16 protein-coding genes, 1 tRNA gene and 1 pseudogene are annotated in these 14,402 nt (G+C 74.7%); 12 read left to right on the forward strand and 6 right to left on the reverse strand.

Features of this window, described 5'->3' with window-relative positions:
* The 5 genes and pseudogenes from KOV94_RS19960 to KOV94_RS19980 all read left to right on the forward strand — a co-directional run.
* A pseudogene (locus KOV94_RS19960) lies at positions 1–928 on the forward strand (hypothetical protein); the annotation flags it as partial.
* 21 nt (positions 929–949) lie between these two features.
* Complete coding sequence (rsfS, locus tag KOV94_RS19965) at positions 950–1,333, forward strand: ribosome silencing factor (protein WP_124342691.1); 384 nt, start codon at positions 950–952, stop codon at positions 1,331–1,333.
* Positions 1,330–2,025, forward strand: a complete 696-nt coding sequence (locus KOV94_RS19970; RefSeq protein ID WP_124342690.1) for a histidine phosphatase family protein — start codon at positions 1,330–1,332, stop codon at positions 2,023–2,025. Before rsfS ends, KOV94_RS19970 begins: the two co-directional genes overlap by 4 nt.
* A 75-nt stretch (positions 2,026–2,100) precedes the next feature.
* A tRNA-Ala gene (locus tag KOV94_RS19975) sits at positions 2,101–2,173 on the forward strand.
* Between the two features lie 273 nt (positions 2,174–2,446).
* On the forward strand, positions 2,447–3,424 hold the full coding sequence (locus KOV94_RS19980) for an alpha/beta hydrolase (RefSeq protein WP_218052989.1): 978 nt from the start codon (positions 2,447–2,449) through the stop codon (positions 3,422–3,424).
* Between the two features lie 53 nt (positions 3,425–3,477).
* On the opposite strand, the gene ppk2 is transcribed toward KOV94_RS19980, so the two are convergent.
* Both ppk2 and KOV94_RS19990 read right to left on the reverse strand, forming a co-directional pair.
* Positions 3,478–4,386, reverse strand: coding sequence for a polyphosphate kinase 2 (ppk2, locus tag KOV94_RS19985; protein WP_218052990.1), 909 nt, complete (start codon positions 4,384–4,386; stop codon positions 3,478–3,480).
* Positions 4,387–4,578: 192 nt separating this feature from the next.
* Positions 4,579–5,313 carry a phosphatase PAP2 family protein gene (locus KOV94_RS19990; RefSeq protein ID WP_218052991.1) on the reverse strand — a complete coding sequence of 245 codons (735 nt, stop codon included), beginning with the start codon at positions 5,311–5,313 and terminating at the stop codon, positions 4,579–4,581.
* A gap of 95 nt (positions 5,314–5,408) precedes the next feature.
* On the opposite strand from KOV94_RS19990, the gene KOV94_RS19995 reads away from it, so the two are divergent.
* Positions 5,409–6,299: an aldo/keto reductase gene (locus KOV94_RS19995; RefSeq protein WP_124342681.1), complete on the forward strand. Its 891-nt coding sequence runs from the start codon at positions 5,409–5,411 to the stop codon at positions 6,297–6,299.
* 62 nt (positions 6,300–6,361) lie between these two features.
* Here KOV94_RS19995 and KOV94_RS20000 read toward each other — a convergent pair whose 3' ends face one another.
* From KOV94_RS20000 to KOV94_RS20010, 3 genes are all read right to left on the reverse strand, one after another.
* The gene (locus tag KOV94_RS20000; protein WP_124342680.1) at positions 6,362–6,700 is read right to left on the reverse strand and encodes a cupin domain-containing protein; all 339 of its coding nucleotides are present in this window, start codon (positions 6,698–6,700) and stop codon (positions 6,362–6,364) included.
* A gap of 109 nt (positions 6,701–6,809) precedes the next feature.
* On the reverse strand, positions 6,810–7,679 hold the full coding sequence (locus KOV94_RS20005) for an NAD(P)H-hydrate dehydratase (protein WP_124342679.1): 870 nt from the start codon (positions 7,677–7,679) through the stop codon (positions 6,810–6,812).
* Positions 7,663–8,493: a histidine phosphatase family protein gene (locus KOV94_RS20010; RefSeq protein WP_308160689.1), complete on the reverse strand. Its 831-nt coding sequence runs from the start codon at positions 8,491–8,493 to the stop codon at positions 7,663–7,665. The genes KOV94_RS20005 and KOV94_RS20010 overlap by 17 nt, the downstream gene beginning before the upstream one ends.
* A gap of 90 nt (positions 8,494–8,583) precedes the next feature.
* Here KOV94_RS20010 and KOV94_RS20015 point away from each other — a divergent pair, with 90 nt between their 5' ends.
* Positions 8,584–9,495, forward strand: a complete 912-nt coding sequence (locus KOV94_RS20015) for a hypothetical protein (protein ID WP_218052992.1) — start codon at positions 8,584–8,586, stop codon at positions 9,493–9,495.
* A 51-nt stretch (positions 9,496–9,546) separates the two neighbouring features.
* Here the strand turns inward: KOV94_RS20015 and KOV94_RS20020 are convergent, their stop codons facing one another.
* Complete coding sequence (locus KOV94_RS20020) at positions 9,547–10,302, reverse strand: DeoR/GlpR family DNA-binding transcription regulator (RefSeq protein ID WP_218052993.1); 756 nt, start codon at positions 10,300–10,302, stop codon at positions 9,547–9,549.
* Positions 10,303–10,366: 64 nt separating this feature from the next.
* Between KOV94_RS20020 and KOV94_RS20025 the strand changes: the two genes are divergently transcribed.
* The 5 genes from KOV94_RS20025 to KOV94_RS20045 all read left to right on the forward strand — a co-directional run bounded on the left by KOV94_RS20025 (position 10,367) and on the right by KOV94_RS20045 (position 14,258).
* Positions 10,367–11,077, forward strand: a complete 711-nt coding sequence (locus KOV94_RS20025; RefSeq protein ID WP_218052994.1) for an NUDIX domain-containing protein — start codon at positions 10,367–10,369, stop codon at positions 11,075–11,077.
* A 159-nt stretch (positions 11,078–11,236) separates the two neighbouring features.
* The gene (locus tag KOV94_RS20030) at positions 11,237–11,740 is read left to right on the forward strand and encodes a hypothetical protein (protein ID WP_218052995.1); all 504 of its coding nucleotides are present in this window, start codon (positions 11,237–11,239) and stop codon (positions 11,738–11,740) included.
* Positions 11,741–11,744: 4 nt separating this feature from the next.
* Entirely contained in the window at positions 11,745–13,019 is a 1,275-nt protein-coding gene (locus KOV94_RS20035; RefSeq protein WP_218052996.1) for a sensor histidine kinase, read from the forward strand.
* Positions 13,016–13,708 carry a response regulator gene (locus KOV94_RS20040; RefSeq protein ID WP_218052997.1) on the forward strand — a complete coding sequence of 231 codons (693 nt, stop codon included), beginning with the start codon at positions 13,016–13,018 and terminating at the stop codon, positions 13,706–13,708. Before KOV94_RS20035 ends, KOV94_RS20040 begins: the two co-directional genes overlap by 4 nt.
* A gap of 217 nt (positions 13,709–13,925) precedes the next feature.
* The gene (locus tag KOV94_RS20045) at positions 13,926–14,258 is read left to right on the forward strand and encodes a hypothetical protein (RefSeq protein WP_218052998.1); all 333 of its coding nucleotides are present in this window, start codon (positions 13,926–13,928) and stop codon (positions 14,256–14,258) included.
* Positions 14,259–14,402 lie beyond the last annotated feature (144 nt).

Raw genomic sequence — 14,402 nt, forward strand, 5'->3', positions numbered from 1 at the left:
CGCCGCACCCCCGCAGCAGCAGGCCGCCCCGCGACCCGCGGCTCCGGCCGCGCCGCCTGCGCAGGCCGCACCGCGGCCGTCGGCGTCCCCCGCCCAGCGCCCGGCCGCGTCGCCCACCTACGGGCAGTCGCCCGCCACGCCGTCCTACGGCGGCGGGACCACCGCGCGCCCGTCGTACGGGTCCGCAGCGGCGCCGTCGCCCGCACCCGCCCCGGCCGCGTCGTCGTGGCCGCAGCAGCCCGCGGGCTGGCCCACGCCGTCGCGCCCCGACGCTTCAGCCGCCACGCCGCCTGCCTCGTCGCCCGAGCGTCGGCCCGCGTCCGCCGCACCGGCCGACCCGCGCGGCGCCTCGTCGTCGTGGTCCGCCGGTTCGGCGTCGCAGACCGACCGGTCCGCGTCGTGGAGCCCGTCGCCGTCCGCCTCCTCGTGGAACCCGTCCGCCGCCCGCACCGACGCGCGGCCCGCCGGCCCCGAGGTGCCGCAGCAGCCGTCGGCGAGCCCGGGCTGGCCGTCCGCGACGTCGTCGGCGCCCGCCGCCGCACCGGCAGCGCCCGAAGCCTTCAGCGCGGCCCCGGGCGGTCCCGCCACCGCGGTCCCCGGTTCCTGGGGCAGCGCGGGCGGTGCTGCCGCCGGCGCACCCGCAGGTCCGGTCGCGGGCGCCCCCTTCGGCAAGCGCACCGACGCACCGGCTGCCGGCGCGACGCGCGTCGACGACCTGGACGAGGACGACGACGAGGACGACGAGGACGACGACGAGCGCCCCCGCCACCCGTACACGTGGCTGCACCTGATCGTCCTCGCGCTCGTCGCGTTCGTGCTCGGCTTCCTCATCGTGCTGCTGCTCAACAACGCCCGCGGCGAGGAGCCCGCTGCGAACGCGGCCCCGGCGGCGGACGCCACCCACGTGAGCGCCCCGCTCACCACCTGACCGAACCACCCGAGGAGTTCCGTGCCCGCGACCGAACGAGCCGTCGAGCTCGCCGTGGCGGCGGCCCGCGCCGCGTCCGACCTCAAGGCGCAGGAGATCATCGCGCTCGACGTCAGCGAGCAGCTCGTCCTGACCGACGTGTTCCTCATCGCCTCCGGCACCAACGAGCGGCAGGTCGGCGCGATCGTCGACGCCGTCGAGGAGGCGCTGTTCCACCTCGGCAGCAAGCCCGTGCGCCGCGAGGGCAAGGGGCAGGGCCGCTGGGTCCTCATCGACTTCGGCGACGTCGTCGTGCACGTCCAGCACGCCGAGGACCGCGTCTACTACGCGCTCGAGCGGCTCTGGAAGGACTGCCCGCTCATCGAGCTCCCCGCCGACGTGCACGGCGAGGGCAGCGAGGCGTGACCGCCGGACGCGTGCTGCTGTGGCGGCACGGGCGCACCGCCCACAACGCCTCCGCGCGCCTCCAGGGTCAGGTCGACATCCCGCTCGACGACGTCGGCCGCTGGCAGGCCCGCACGGCGGCTGCGCGCATGATCGCGCGCCACGAGCCGACGCGCATCGTGACGTCCGACCTCAGCCGTGCACACGACACCGCCGCGTACCTGGCGCGGTCCGCCGACCTCGAGCTCGTCGTCGACCCGCGCCTGCGCGAGCGCGGCTTCGGCATCTGGGAAGGCCTCACGGGCGACGAGATCGTCGCGTCGTGGCCCGACGAGTTCGCCGTCTGGCGGGCCGGGGGAGAGCCCGAGGGGGTCGGCGCCGAGACGCGCGCCGAGGTCGCCGACCGGGTCGCCCTCGCGGTCGCCGAGCACGCCGCCGCACTCGGCCCTGCGGACACGCTCGTGATCGTGTCGCACGGGTCCGCGATCAGCTCGACCGTCGGCCGCCTGCTCGGGCTGGGGGACCGGCTGCACGCCTTCGCCGGGATGCTGAACGCGCACTGGACCGAGCTCGTCGCGACCACGCTCGACGGCGTGCCCGGCTGGCGGCTCACCGGCTACAACCTCGGCCCGACCGACGCGTCGACCGACTGGAACGCCGGCCCCGACCGCCGCGAGTCCGGTGCGGACGCCGAGACCCGCGACCCCGATTAGGAGATCGCCCGGGGTTCGTCCTAGACTCTCCGAGCGCCCGCAAGGGTGTGGGACCCGCTCCGGCGGGTTCGGAACGGGGCTGTGGCGCAGCTGGTAGCGCACCTGCATGGCATGCAGGGGGTCAGGGGTTCGAGTCCCCTCAGCTCCACCGTAATCGCAGGTCAGAGGCCGTTTCTCCTCACCGAGAAGCGGCCTCTTCGCCGTTGACGGCACATCGCGAGGCCACGTCGGTTCCTCAGCACAGGGGCCGGACGTGGTCGTTCGCCGTCGTGGCCACGGATCGGTCCGGCGACGTGCGCTGCTCGGCGGAGCGACGGGCGCGCACGGGTCGCACCTCCGGCGGTCACCCCCGACCATGAGGTGCTGATCCACCGCGACCGGGTCCGGGAGAGGGCTGACGGTCGACCGAGAGGGCTGGGACGTGGCTGAGCGCGAGGAACGTGACGAGACCGTCGGCTCGACGCGGCCGGCCTGGTTCACCTGGGTGGTCCGCGCGGTCGCGGCCGCAGGGCTGGTGGTCGTCGTGTGGGCCTGCGTCACCGCGTGGGGTGCGGTCGTCCACGGCCACCCGGCCTACGCCGTCCTGCTCGGCCTCACCGTGCTGGGCTGCGTGCTGGTGCTGTGGCGCAACCGGCGCCCTCGGGGGGCGCACGCAGGGTGGCGGCGGGTCGCGGACGTCGTCCTGGTCGTCGCCTCGGTCGCGTGGGTCGCGGCGATGGCGTGGTTGCGACCGTTCACGGCCGTCGAGCCGGCGCTCGCCGCGATGACGTCAGACGCTGCCGTGACGGTGACGGAGACCGCCACGCAGGTCCGGCTGGAGCCGACCGGTGAGGTCAGCGGGACCGCGGTCTTCTTCCAGCCCGGGGCCAAGGTCGAGGCGCGCGCCTACGCCGCGGTGCTGCGCCCGGTGGCGGAGGCGGGTCACCCGGTCGTCATCGCCAAGCAGCCGCTCGGTGTTGCGTTCCTCGCCGTCGGGGCGTTCGACGACGCCCGCGCCGCCGTCGCCGGTGCCGAGCGCTGGGTGGTCGGCGGCCACTCGCTGGGCGGGGTCGTCGCGTCCACGGAGGCCGACGCGGCGGACGACGACGCCACCGCACCCGTCGTCGGGCTGCTGCTCTACGCCTCCTACCCCGCGGGCGACGTGAGCGGCTTCCTCACCGCCGCGGTCGAGTCCGTCTCGGCCTCGCGGGACGGGCTGTCGACGCCCGAGAAGATCGACGCGTCGAAGGCGGACCTCCCGCCGGACGCCGGTTTCACCGTGATCGACGGCGCGGTCCACGCCTTCTTCGGCGACTACGGCCCGCAGCCCGGCGACGGCACCCCGACGATCTCCCACGACGACGCGCGGCAGCAGATCTCCGCGGCCACCGTCGCGTTCGTCAGCGGCCTCGACCCGTAGCCGTCGTCGACGGTCCGGCGCCGTTCGGCGTCGCTCCGCGTCGTCCCGCGGGGTCACTCGCCCGTCGGCTCGTCCTTGCGTCGGATCACGAGCAGCGGGTCGGGCCGACCGACGACCTCGGCGTCCTTGCCGTCGTAGTCGAACTGGTTGAGGAAGAAGCGCATCGCGTTGACCCGCGCCCGCTTCTTGTCGTTCGAGCGGATGATCGTCCACCGCGCGTGCCGCTTGTCGGTGCGGCGGAACATCTCCTCCTTGGCGGCCGTGTAGTCGTCCCACCGGTCGAGGGACGCGAGGTCCATGGGGGAGAGCTTCCAGCGCCGCACCGGGTCGAGCTGGCGGATCGCGAACCGGGTCCGCTGCTCGGTCCGCGACACCGAGAACCACAGCTTCGTGACGTGGGTGCCGGAGTCGACCAGCGCCTTCTCGAACCACGGCGCCTGGCCCATGAACGTCTGGTACTCGTCCTCGGTGCAGAAGCCCATGACCCGTTCGACGCCCGCGCGGTTGTACCAGGAGCGGTCGAACATGACGATCTCGCCGGCCGTCGGCAGGTGCTGCGTGTACCGCTGGAAGTACCACTGGCCGCGCTCGCGGTCGCTCGGCTTCCCGAGCGCGACGACGCGTGACGTGCGCGGGTTGAGGTGCTCGGTGAACCGCTTGATGGTGCCGCCCTTGCCGGCGGCGTCGCGGCCCTCGAAGAGGATGATCGCGCGCTTGTCGTTGTCCTCGAGCCAGTACTGGAACTTCAGCAGCTCGACCTGGAGGCGGTACTTCTCGAGCTCGTAGTCGTCGCGGTCCATGAGCTCCGGATACGGGTAGCCCTCGCGCCACGTGTAGACCGGGTTGCCCTGCGGGTCGATGAGGTCGGGGTCCGGCGTGTGGCCGTCCCGGACGGTGTAACCGCTGTCGCGCAGGTACTCGATGTACTCGCGCAGGTCGCGAGGCGGGTCGGCGACGGACATGGGGGCTCCTCGGTTCTGCTGCGCGGGACGCCGACGACGGCGCCTCTCTCGAAGTCTGCGGTCCGGGAGCCGCCACGGCACTCCCGTGCCCCGCGCGACACCCGCGCCCTGGCGAAGGATCGCAGCGCCGCCGACGGACGGGAGGGATCGACGGCCCGTCGTGCTCGACGCGGGCAGGGCTCGCCCGCACGGTCATGACGGGACCGGGAGCGCCTCCGGTTGCCGGCGGAGCGTGTGCCACCGGTCCACGACGACGACGCCCCCGAGGACGGCGATCGCGAGCGCGACGGCGGCGACGACGTCCGTGAGGAAGTGGTACCCGAGGTACAGGCGGCTCAGCGCCACCACCGAGGTGCCGACGACGGTCAGCACGCTCCAGGCCACGACGCGCGGGACGGTCGGTGTGCGGCTGCACACGAGGTACCCGGCGACCAGGAGGAACGTCGCCGTCCCGATGGTGTGCCCGGAGGGGAACGACGCCGTCGTCTCCGCGCCCGGCACGAACATGGTCTCCGCGGGCGGTCGCTCGCGTCCGACCAGGCCCTTGACCGCCAGGCTGATGAGCGTCGAGGCGATCATCGCCCCGGCGAGGAGCAGGGGCCGCCACCACTCGCGTCGGACCAGGCCCCACACCACGCACGCGACCAGCACGACGACCGGCAGGACCGTCGGCCCCGTGACGAACGTGATGGCGGCCAGGACGGACGTCCACCCGGTGCTGCGGTGGGTGACCAGCCACTCCAGCACGGGCTGGTCGAGGTCCCACAGGTCGTCCTTCTCCCGGACGCCGTCGAGCACGGCGAGGAACACCCAGAGCCCGGCGACGACGAGCAGGATCCCCGGCAGGAGCGCCCACAGGACGGGTCGAGCGCGGAGCGCGGCGAACCACGAGGTCCTCGGCGGTGCGAGAGGAGGATCGTCCGACATGCACCGACGCTAACCGCGCGGCGACGACCCGACGACCGCACGAGCACACCGACGTCCCCCGAGCCGAGCAGCCGGGCGCAGGGCAGCATGGACGCGTGCACACGCGACAGCTCGGCCCGTTCCACGTCAGCCCCGTCGGACTGGGCGCGATGCCCCTGTCCATGAACGACGACAAGGCGTACCCGAGCGAGGACGACGCGATCGCGACGATCCACGCCGCTCTCGACGCAGGTGTGACGCTGATCGACACCGCGGACATCTACGCCCCGTCGTGGGATGCCATGGGCCACAACGAGCGCCTGGTGGGCCAGGCGCTGCGTACGTGGGGCGGCGGCACGAGCGACGTCGTGATCGCGACCAAGGGCGGCATCACCCGCGGGCGGGGGGAGTCGTGGGGGCGCGACGGCTCGCTCGCGTACCTCCAGGGTGCGGTCGAGAAGTCCCTGCGGAACCTCGGGGTCGAGACGATCGACCTGTACCAATACCACCGCCCGGACCGGTGGATGGTCTACGGCGAGGTCATGGAGAACCTCCTGGAGCTCCAGAAGCAGGGCAAGGTGCGGGCGCTGGGGATCTCGAACGCGAGCGTCGAGGAGATCCAGATCGCCGAGCGGGTGCTGGGGGAGGGCAACCTCGCGAGCGTCCAGAACGAGTTCTCGCCGCGGCACCCGGGCAGCTACGGCGAGCTGAAGCACTGCGAGAGCCGCGGGATCGCCTTCCTGCCGTGGAGCCCGCTCGGCGGCACGGGTGGCGGTGCGCGTGCGGTCGGCGAGCGGTTCGCGGTCTTCGCGGAGCTCGCCGAGCAGCACGGGGTCAGTCCGCAGCGCGTCGTGCTGGCCTGGGAGCTCGCGCTGAGCGACCGTCTCATCGCCATCCCGGGTGCGCGGCGCGCCGCGTCGATCCAGGACTCGGTCCAGGCGGCCGTCCTCGCGCTCGCGGAGGACGAGGTGGCCCGCTGCTCGCGCGCGCTCGGTCTCGACGCGTGACGTCCGAGTGTCGTGACCCCGCCACCGTGGCAGCGTGACGCCGAGCGGCGCCGCGGTGCCCGTCAGGTCAGGGGCGTGAGCGTCCCCGCGACACCGGTGGGCAGCAGGAACCAGCCGACGAACTCGGCACCCTCGTCGGTCGCGTCGAAGCCGCCGATGCGCTCGTCGCCCGGCTCGTAGAAGACGTCGCCCGCGCGGAGCCGGACGACGGGCCCGTCGCCGACCCGGAAGTCGACAGAGCCTGCCGTCACGATCCCGAACACGGGGCCGTTGTGCGTGTGCGGGCCCGCGACGAGCCCGGGCGCGAGCGTGATGCGTCGGACCTCGACGTGCCCGGTGCGGAACTCCTCGGGGAGCTCGTGGTCGGCCAGGAGGACGCGGGTGACGGGCGCATCGGTCATGGATGCATCATCGCAGTTCAGGGCCGATGCGGGACCGCGTGACAAGCCTCAGGCAGGCCGACCCCGCGCGACGTCCTCGTGGACCCGCAGGGTCGGCCGTCGTCGTGGCTCAGGGCGACAGGTCGGTGAGCAGCGCGGGCAGCTCGTCGAGGAGCTCGCGTGCGAGGTAGCCGGTGCGCCCGACGCGGACCGCGAGGCGGTCGTCCGCGGTGGCGTGCAGGTGCGTGGCCCAGCACGCGGCCTGGGCGAGGTCGGCGCCCCGGCCGAGCAGCCCGACGAGCGCGCCGGCGAGCACGTCGCCGCTCCCCGAGGTCGCGAGCCCGGGCGTCCCGGTCGAGACCTCCCACCGGCCGCCGTCGGGTGCGCCGATGCGTCCCTGGCACGTGACGACGGCGCCGTAACGCTTCGCGACGCGGTCCGCCGCGGTGTCGTCGAGGTCGTCGTCGGGGACGCCGAGCAGCCGCGCGGCCTCCGTGGTGTTCGGCGTCAGGACGAGGCGGCCGCGCAGCTGCTCCGCGATGTCCGGGAGGTCGGCGAGGACGCCGAGGGCGTAGGCGTCGAGCAGGACCGGCGTCGACCGCCGGACCAGCGGCACGAGCGCGGTGAGCAGGGCCGAGGTGCGGTCGGCGTCGTCGAGGCCCGGACCGACGAGCACGGCGTCGGCGGCGCGCAGGTCGTCGGCGACGACGTCGAGCCCGGTGCCCTCGACCGAGCCCTGCTCGGTCTCGGGAAGCCCGACGACACCTGACTCGGGCAGCGCGACGGCGAGCGGGACCGCGACGGACCGGGCGACCGCGAGCGTGAGCCGACCGGCACCCACCCGCAAGGCCGCGGTGCCCGCGAGCAGCACGGCGCCGGGCGTCGTGCGCGCACCGCCGACGACGACGACCTGGCCGCGCCCGTACTTCGAGCCGGCGAGCGACGGCAGCGCCCACTCGCGCAGGAGTCGCGGCGTGACGGGCTCAGTGCGGGTGGGCATCGGTGTCTCCCGGGTGCGTCGTGGCAGGCGTCCCCTGCGTGCGGAGGTGGGCGTCGTCGTTGAACGCGGTGAGCTCCCACCGCGGAGGTCCGGGGCGGCGGCTCGGCTCCCGGACGAGCCGGGTCACCGCGGCGTTCCGGACGGGGTTGCGGCGGCCCAGGTCGAGCACCTCCGACTCGGTGAGGCGCTCGCAGACGTACCGGACCGTCATGAGGACGGCGTCGTGCGCGACCACGAGGACGCGGTGGTCCGCCTCCCACCGGTCCAGGTCGGTGAGGAACGACCGGACCCGCAGGGTCAGGTCCGCCCAGGACTCGCCTCCCGGCGGCCGGTAGAAGAACTTGCCGAGGTGTCGGCGGCGCGCGGCCTCGGCCGGGAACCGTGCGTCGACGCCGGTGCTCGTGAGCAGGTCCAGGATGCCGAGCTCTCGGTCGCGCAGGCGCTCGTCCTGGTGCACGGGCAGGTCGAGCCCGGCCACCTCGAGCGCGATCGTCGCGGTCTGCACGGCGCGCACGTACGGCGACACCCACACGACGTCCGGACCGGTCGTGCGCGACGCGTCCGCGAGCCAGCTGCCCAGCGCGGCGGCCTGCTCCGCGCCGAGCGCGGACAGCGGGGTGTCCGCGTCGCGCGTGTCGAGGTCGATGACCTCCTGGCCGGCACGCTGGGCGGCAGACGCCGCGACGTTGCCGACGCTCTCCCCGTGCCGGACGAGCATCAGCTCGGTGACGCCTCTGGCGGTGTGCCCGTCGTCGCGGCTCACGCGCTCCCGGTCCTGGTGCGGCGCCGTCCAGTGCTCCATGAGCGTGCTCACCTCTCGTCGTCGCGCGGGCGGTGTGGACATCGTGGAACGCCTCGCGCCGATCCGCCACGGCAGCCCGGGCCTCCCTGGTACGGTCCGCCGGTGGCTGTGGGGAACCGTCGGGACGTCGTCGTCGCCGCGCTGATCACGCTCGTCGTGCCGGGTGGTGTGGCCGTCGTGGGCCTGGCCGTCGTCGCGCTGCTCGCGAACCGCCCGTCGGTCGGCTGGGAAGGGCTCGGGCTCGTCCTCGTCGGGTTGGGCGTCACGGCGGTGGTGGGCGTGATGGCCCTCGTCGTGACGGCGTCGGTCGCCTTCCGCCGGCTCCCGCCGGGGGAGCGGTGGCGCCCTGCGGTCGCCGCGGTGCTCGCGGCGCTCGTGGTGGCCGTCGCGCTGACCCGCGCACCGGGAGGTCCGGTCGCACAGCTGTGCCTGCTGAGCCTGCCCGTGCTGCTGCCGCTCGTCGTGACGGGGCACGCGCGCTGGCGGTGGGTCGCGATCGTCGTGGGCGCGGTCGTCCTGCTGGGGCTGGGTGACACCGCGCTGCAGCGCTGGCAGCGCGGCGACGAGCGGCGGGACGAGCTGCAGAGGTTCGACGGCGCGCTGCCGCTGACGGACGGCAGCTCGGTCGACAGCCCGTTGCCCGGCGGGTGGTCCTACCTGACGACGCGGTGGCCGTACCCCGGGTCGGACCTCGACCTCACGATGCAGTGGCGGCGCGGGGCCGGCACGGCCGACGAAGCGAACTACGTCGTCGACGTGAGCACGGACCGGACGGACTGCGCGCCCCTGGGCTCCGAGCCGACGTGCACGGTGATCGGTCACGGGGAGCACGGCACCGTCACGCTCCGCGACAACGCCACGCGGTACGTCTTCGTCCGCGTCGGTGACGTCGAGTGGCGCGTCGACACCACGTACGTCGACGAGCAGGACGCCGTCGCCGTGCTCGACCGGCTCGAGCCCGTCGAGGTGCAGGACTTCCTCCGCGTCGCGCAGGAGGCGGAGACGCTGGGCTGACGCCTGGTCCACCCGCGTCTCGACCGCGCGCGGGGTCCGTGGGCCGGGCCGTCAGGCGGGGACCAGCGCGACGCCCGCGCGCCGGAGCTCGACGAGCGTCGGGTCGTCCGCCGCGACGTCCGTGACGACGCCCGCGACGTCGCCGAGCGGCAGCACCGCGAAGCGCGAGGCGGCGCCGATCTTCTCCGCGCTGGCCAGGACGAACGTGTCGGCGGCGCGACGCGCCAGGGCGCGCTTCATCGCGGCCTCGTCGGCGTCGCCCGTGGTGAGCCCCGCCGTGGGGTGCACACCGGTGACGCCGAGGAGGAAGACGTCCGCCGTGACGCGCTGCGCCGCCTCGACGGCCGCAGCACCGCACGCGACCCCCGAGTGCTTGAACAGTCGGCCGCCCAGCACGACCACCTCGACACGCGGGTGCTCGACCAGCGCTGCCGCGACGCCCGGGCTGTGCGTCACGATCGTGGCGTCCAGGTCGGGCGGCAACGCCCGGGCGACCGCGAGCGTGGTGGTGCCGCCGTCGAGGATCGCGGTGCAGCCGGGGGTGACGAGCCGGGCGGCCGCGGAGGCGACGCGGTCCTTGCTCGCGACGCTCACTCCTCTGCGGCTCGCGAGGTCGCCGACGGCGGGGGACGCCGGGAGCGCGCCGCCGTAGACGCGCTGGCACAGGCCGGCCTGCGCGAGGTCGCGCAGGTCCCGCCGGACGGTGTCGGGTGACAGCCCGAGCTCGGCGGCGAGGTCCTTGGCGACGATGCGACCGTCGCGGTGGAGCCTGTCGAGCAGGACGTCACGACGTTGTGCGGTGAGCATGCGGCCTCCCGGTGCTGCACGTTCTTTCTTGTTCTTGCCGAGTGTTGCACGTACTGTCGCACACATGCCCCCTGCGACATCGACCACGACCACGACCACCTCCACGCCGTCGCCGGCGCAGCCCGGGACCCGGGGCCCGGACCACCGTGGCCGCACCGACCTCGACCGCACCGGCCTCGACCTCACGGGTAATCCCCGCGTCCGCGTGGTCGCGGTGGAGCTGCTCGCCGCCGCGTGGCACGTGCTGCGCCGGACGACGTTCGACTACCGCGGCGCCGACGGGCGGTGGGTGCGGCAGCAGCGTGAGACGTACGACCGTGGCAACGGTGCGACCGTCCTCCTGTACGACCCCGACCGTGCGACGGTGCTCCTCACGCGGCAGTTCCGCTTCCCCGTCTACGTCAACGGCCACCCGGACGGGATGCTCCTCGAGGCCGCCGCCGGCCTACTCGACGACGACGACCCCGAGACGGCGATCCGCCGCGAGGCGCAGGAGGAGACGGGTGTGCAGGTCGGGGCGCTCGAGCGGGTCTTCGACGCCTGGATGAGCCCGGGGTCGGTCACCGAGCGGCTGCACTTCTGGGCCGCGCCGTACACACCCGCGCAGCGCACGGACGCGGGCGGCGGCGTCGCCGCGGAGGGCGAGGACATCGAGGTCGTCGAGCTGCCCTTCGCGGACGCGCTCGCCATGACGCTGACCGGGGAGGTCGCCGACGCGAAGACGATCATGCTGCTGCAGTGGGCGGCGCTGCACGGCCCGTTCCGCACCCGCTGACGGGCCGCGTGCCCGCAGGTCGTCGCGCCCCAGCGGGCCAGAGGCGCCGCAGCGTGTGACCTGGGTCACATCAGCGGTACCATCGAGCCGACGCGCGGACCGGTCCCGGCGGGTGCTGGTGCTCCCGGGCCGTCGACGACGTGACGGGGGGCTGTCGGCATGAGCACCGGACCCGGCGACGCGACGTTCCCTCCCGTGGAGCTCGTCGTCGAGGAGGACCAGGTCGCGCACGGCGTGCTCGTCGCCAGCCCGGACCAGCAGCTGGTGGCGGTGTTCGCGCCGTGGCCCACGGTTCCGCGGGGGAGCCGGATCCGCCTGCGACGTCCCGACGCCGGGACCTGGCTGACGCCGGTCGAGGTGACGGTCGGGTACCCGGACGGTGCGACGCCGGCGGGCAGCCTGGGTCTGGTGGTCGTGCAGGAACCGCCCGGTGCCGTGCCCACGCTCGGCAAGGTCGCCGAAGGGCTGGTGCACGAGCTGCTCGACGGCCCGGCGCCGAGCTGGAGCAGCGTGCTCGCCGAGGTCGGCGTCGAGGCGTCACCGCCCGCGGGCGAGGTGACCGCGCCGCGCGACGACCCGACGGCCAGGCCCGCCGTCGCGGTGACACCGGGCCCCGCACCGACGCAGTTCAGCTGGATCTGCCAGATCTTCCGGTGGGACTGAGCCCGTGCTGCGGTCGCGGTGGCGGCAAGGCGGCCGGTGGCAGGTCGGTGCCGCACCGCTGCGGCCGCCGGCGCCGGCGCCGAGCCGTGGCGACGTCCTGCTCGCGGTCCTCGTCGTGGGGATCGACACGGTGCTGTTCACGCGCCTGACGGAGGCGCCGACCGACCGTGCGTGGGTCCTGCTCGACCCGGTCCCGCTGTGGCTCGTGGTCGCGGCGGGGGCGGCGGCGGTCCCGGTGCTCTCGTTCCGGCGTCGGGCGCCCGTGGCCGTGTGCGTCACGCTGGCCGCCTGGGCGGTGCTCCTCACCGTGACGGTCGGCTCCCGGCCGCTGCTGACCCTGCTCGTCGCGCTGTACACGGCGGCCGCGGCCGTGCCGCTCGCACCGGCGGTCGTGTGCCTCGGGGCGGTGCTCGCGGCGCACGGCGTCGCGGCGACCTCCGAGGCGCTGTCGGTGGGCGGCGCGCGGCCCGTGCTCGTCGTGGTCGCCGTCATGACCGTGTTCACGCTGCTCGACACCACCGCCTTCGGAGTCGGGCGGTGGGTCGCGGCGTCGAGGGCGCGCGCGGTCGAGCTCGTGCGCTCCGGTGAGGCGCTCGCGGCCGCGACGGTGACCGCCGAGCGGCTGCGGATCGCCCGGGAGCTGCACGACGTCGTCGCGCACGCCGTCACCGTGATGGTGCTCCAGACCACCGGCGCGCACCGGGTGCTGATGGCGGAGGCGCCGCGCACGTCGCCGGAGGTCCTCGACGCGCTGTCGTCGGTCGAGGCGGTCGGCAAGCAGGCGATGAGCGAGCTGCGCCGCCTTCTGGAGGTCCTGCGGACGGTCGCGGACGAGGTCGACGCGGCGGAGCCCGGACCCGGGCCGGACGGGACGGGCACCTCGCCCGGTCTGTCGCGCGTGCCGGCGCTCGTGCAGGAGATCCGCGCGACCGGCGTGTCCGTCGCGGTGTCGACGACGGGCACCGCGGGACCGCTCGACCCCAGCGTGGACCTCACCGCGTACCGGATCATCCAGGAGTCGCTCACCAACGTGACGCGGCACGCGGGCCCCGGCACGACGGCGACGGTGCGCTGCGCGTGGGACGACGGCGCGCTCGTCCTCGACATCACCGACGACGGCGCCGGGACGCCGGTCCACGCCACGCGAGGGCTGTCGAGCGGGTTCGGCTTCGTCGGCCTCCGCGAGCGCGTCAAGCTCGTCGGCGGCAGCCTCGACGTCGGGCCCGGGTCGGCGAGCGGGTACCGGGTGCACGCCGTCCTGCCCGCGGAGCCCCGGTGACCGTCCGGGTGCTGCTGGCCGACGACGAGGCGCTCGTGCGCACGGGCATCGCGCTGATCCTGCGGGACGCGGAGGGCATCGAGACCGTCGGGTTCGCGGCCGACGGTCGCGAGGCGGTGGAGCAGACCCGCGCGCTGCGCCCCGACGTCGTCCTCGTCGACGTGCGCATGCCGGTCCTCGACGGCGTCGAGGCCACCCGGCGCATCGTCGAGCACGCGTCCGACTCCGGGACCGACTGCGCGGTCCTCGTCCTGTCGACGTTCCACGTCGACGAGGCCGTGCGCGGGGCGCTGCGGGCGGGCGCCTCGGGGTTCGTGCTCAAGGACGCCGCACCCGACGAGCTGGTGTCGGCGATCCGTGCGGTCGCGGCGGGCGAGGCGTGGCTGGACCCGGCCGTCGCGCGGGGGCTGCTCGACGAGTTCAAAGGCCGGCCGGACAGCACGCGTGCGACGACGGGCGACCTGGCGCGGCTGACCCCTCGGGAGTGCGAGGTCCTGGTCCTCGTGGCGCACGGGCTGTCGAACACCGAGATCGCCGAGCACCTCGTGATCAGCGAGGGCACCGTCAAGACGCACGTCAACCGGCTCCTCGCGAAGCTCGGCGTCGGCAGCCGCGCCCAGGCGGTCGTCGCGGCCTACCGCGGCGGCCTCGTCGCGCCGGACGAGCCGCCGCCTCCCGCGCGCCGCTGACGCGCCCGGCGCGCGGTCGTCCCCCGTGGGTGCACGACGCCGTTCGGCTGCTGCCCGGGGTGGACGCCGGATGTCCGGCGTCGGGCCGACGACCCGCTCGGATGCGCGGACCTATCGTCTGGCGAATCGGGCCTCGGGCTCGCCCGTCGTCCGTCATCGGGAGCCCGTCGTCCATCCCCGACGTGGGGTGCGGGAGCCCGAGGAGGGGGAAGAACACGTGCACACGGAGGAATCGAAGCGCAGGGGCCACCGGTTCGCCCGGGTCCTGCCCACCGTCGCCGTCACCGCCGCGGCGCTCCTGGTGGGAGCGGCCGGCGCCCAGGCGTCGACGCCGCAGAACGTCCCCACGGTGACCGTGACCGGCGCGCGCACCGCGTCGCCGGTCGTCGCCACGGGGACCACGTCGGCCGTGCGGACGGCGAGCACCTGGGAGTTCGCGGGGTACTACCCCGACCCGCTCCTGTGCCACCTCTCCGGGATCGCCTCGGGCCGCCCGTACACCTGCAACTTCATCTTCGTCGGCTGGACCCTGTGGCTCCGCACGAGCTGAGCACCGGGCCGAGCACCACCGAGCACCGCCGCGGGACGCGCGTCCGTCCCGCGGCGGTGCTCGGTCGTGCGGCGGGTATCGCCACGGTCGCACCTTGATCGCCGGCTGCACCCCGGGGCGTACGTCGCGGACACCCCGTGGGCT

Origin of the sequence: Cellulomonas algicola (genome assembly GCF_019024305.1) — a bacterium.
Classification (GTDB): Bacteria; Actinomycetota; Actinomycetes; order Actinomycetales; family Cellulomonadaceae; genus Cellulomonas; species Cellulomonas algicola.

What these genes read in the sequence shown, in the direction of transcription:
- ppk2 (WP_218052990.1), bottom strand. Translation starts at nt 4,386, where the DNA reads ATGTCCGTCGCCGACCCGCCTCGCGACCTGCGCGAGTACATCGAGTAC.
- KOV94_RS19990 (WP_218052991.1), bottom strand. Translation starts at nt 5,313, where the DNA reads ATGTCGGACGATCCTCCTCTCGCACCGCCGAGGACCTCGTGGTTCGCC.
- KOV94_RS20000 (WP_124342680.1), bottom strand. Translation starts at nt 6,700, where the DNA reads ATGACCGATGCGCCCGTCACCCGCGTCCTCCTGGCCGACCACGAGCTC.
- KOV94_RS20005 (WP_124342679.1), bottom strand. Translation starts at nt 7,679, where the DNA reads ATGCCCACCCGCACTGAGCCCGTCACGCCGCGACTCCTGCGCGAGTGG.
- KOV94_RS20020 (WP_218052993.1), bottom strand. Translation starts at nt 10,302, where the DNA reads ATGCTCACCGCACAACGTCGTGACGTCCTGCTCGACAGGCTCCACCGC.
- KOV94_RS20025 (WP_218052994.1), top strand. Translation starts at nt 10,367, where the DNA reads ATGCCCCCTGCGACATCGACCACGACCACGACCACCTCCACGCCGTCG.
- KOV94_RS20030 (WP_218052995.1), top strand. Translation starts at nt 11,237, where the DNA reads ATGAGCACCGGACCCGGCGACGCGACGTTCCCTCCCGTGGAGCTCGTC.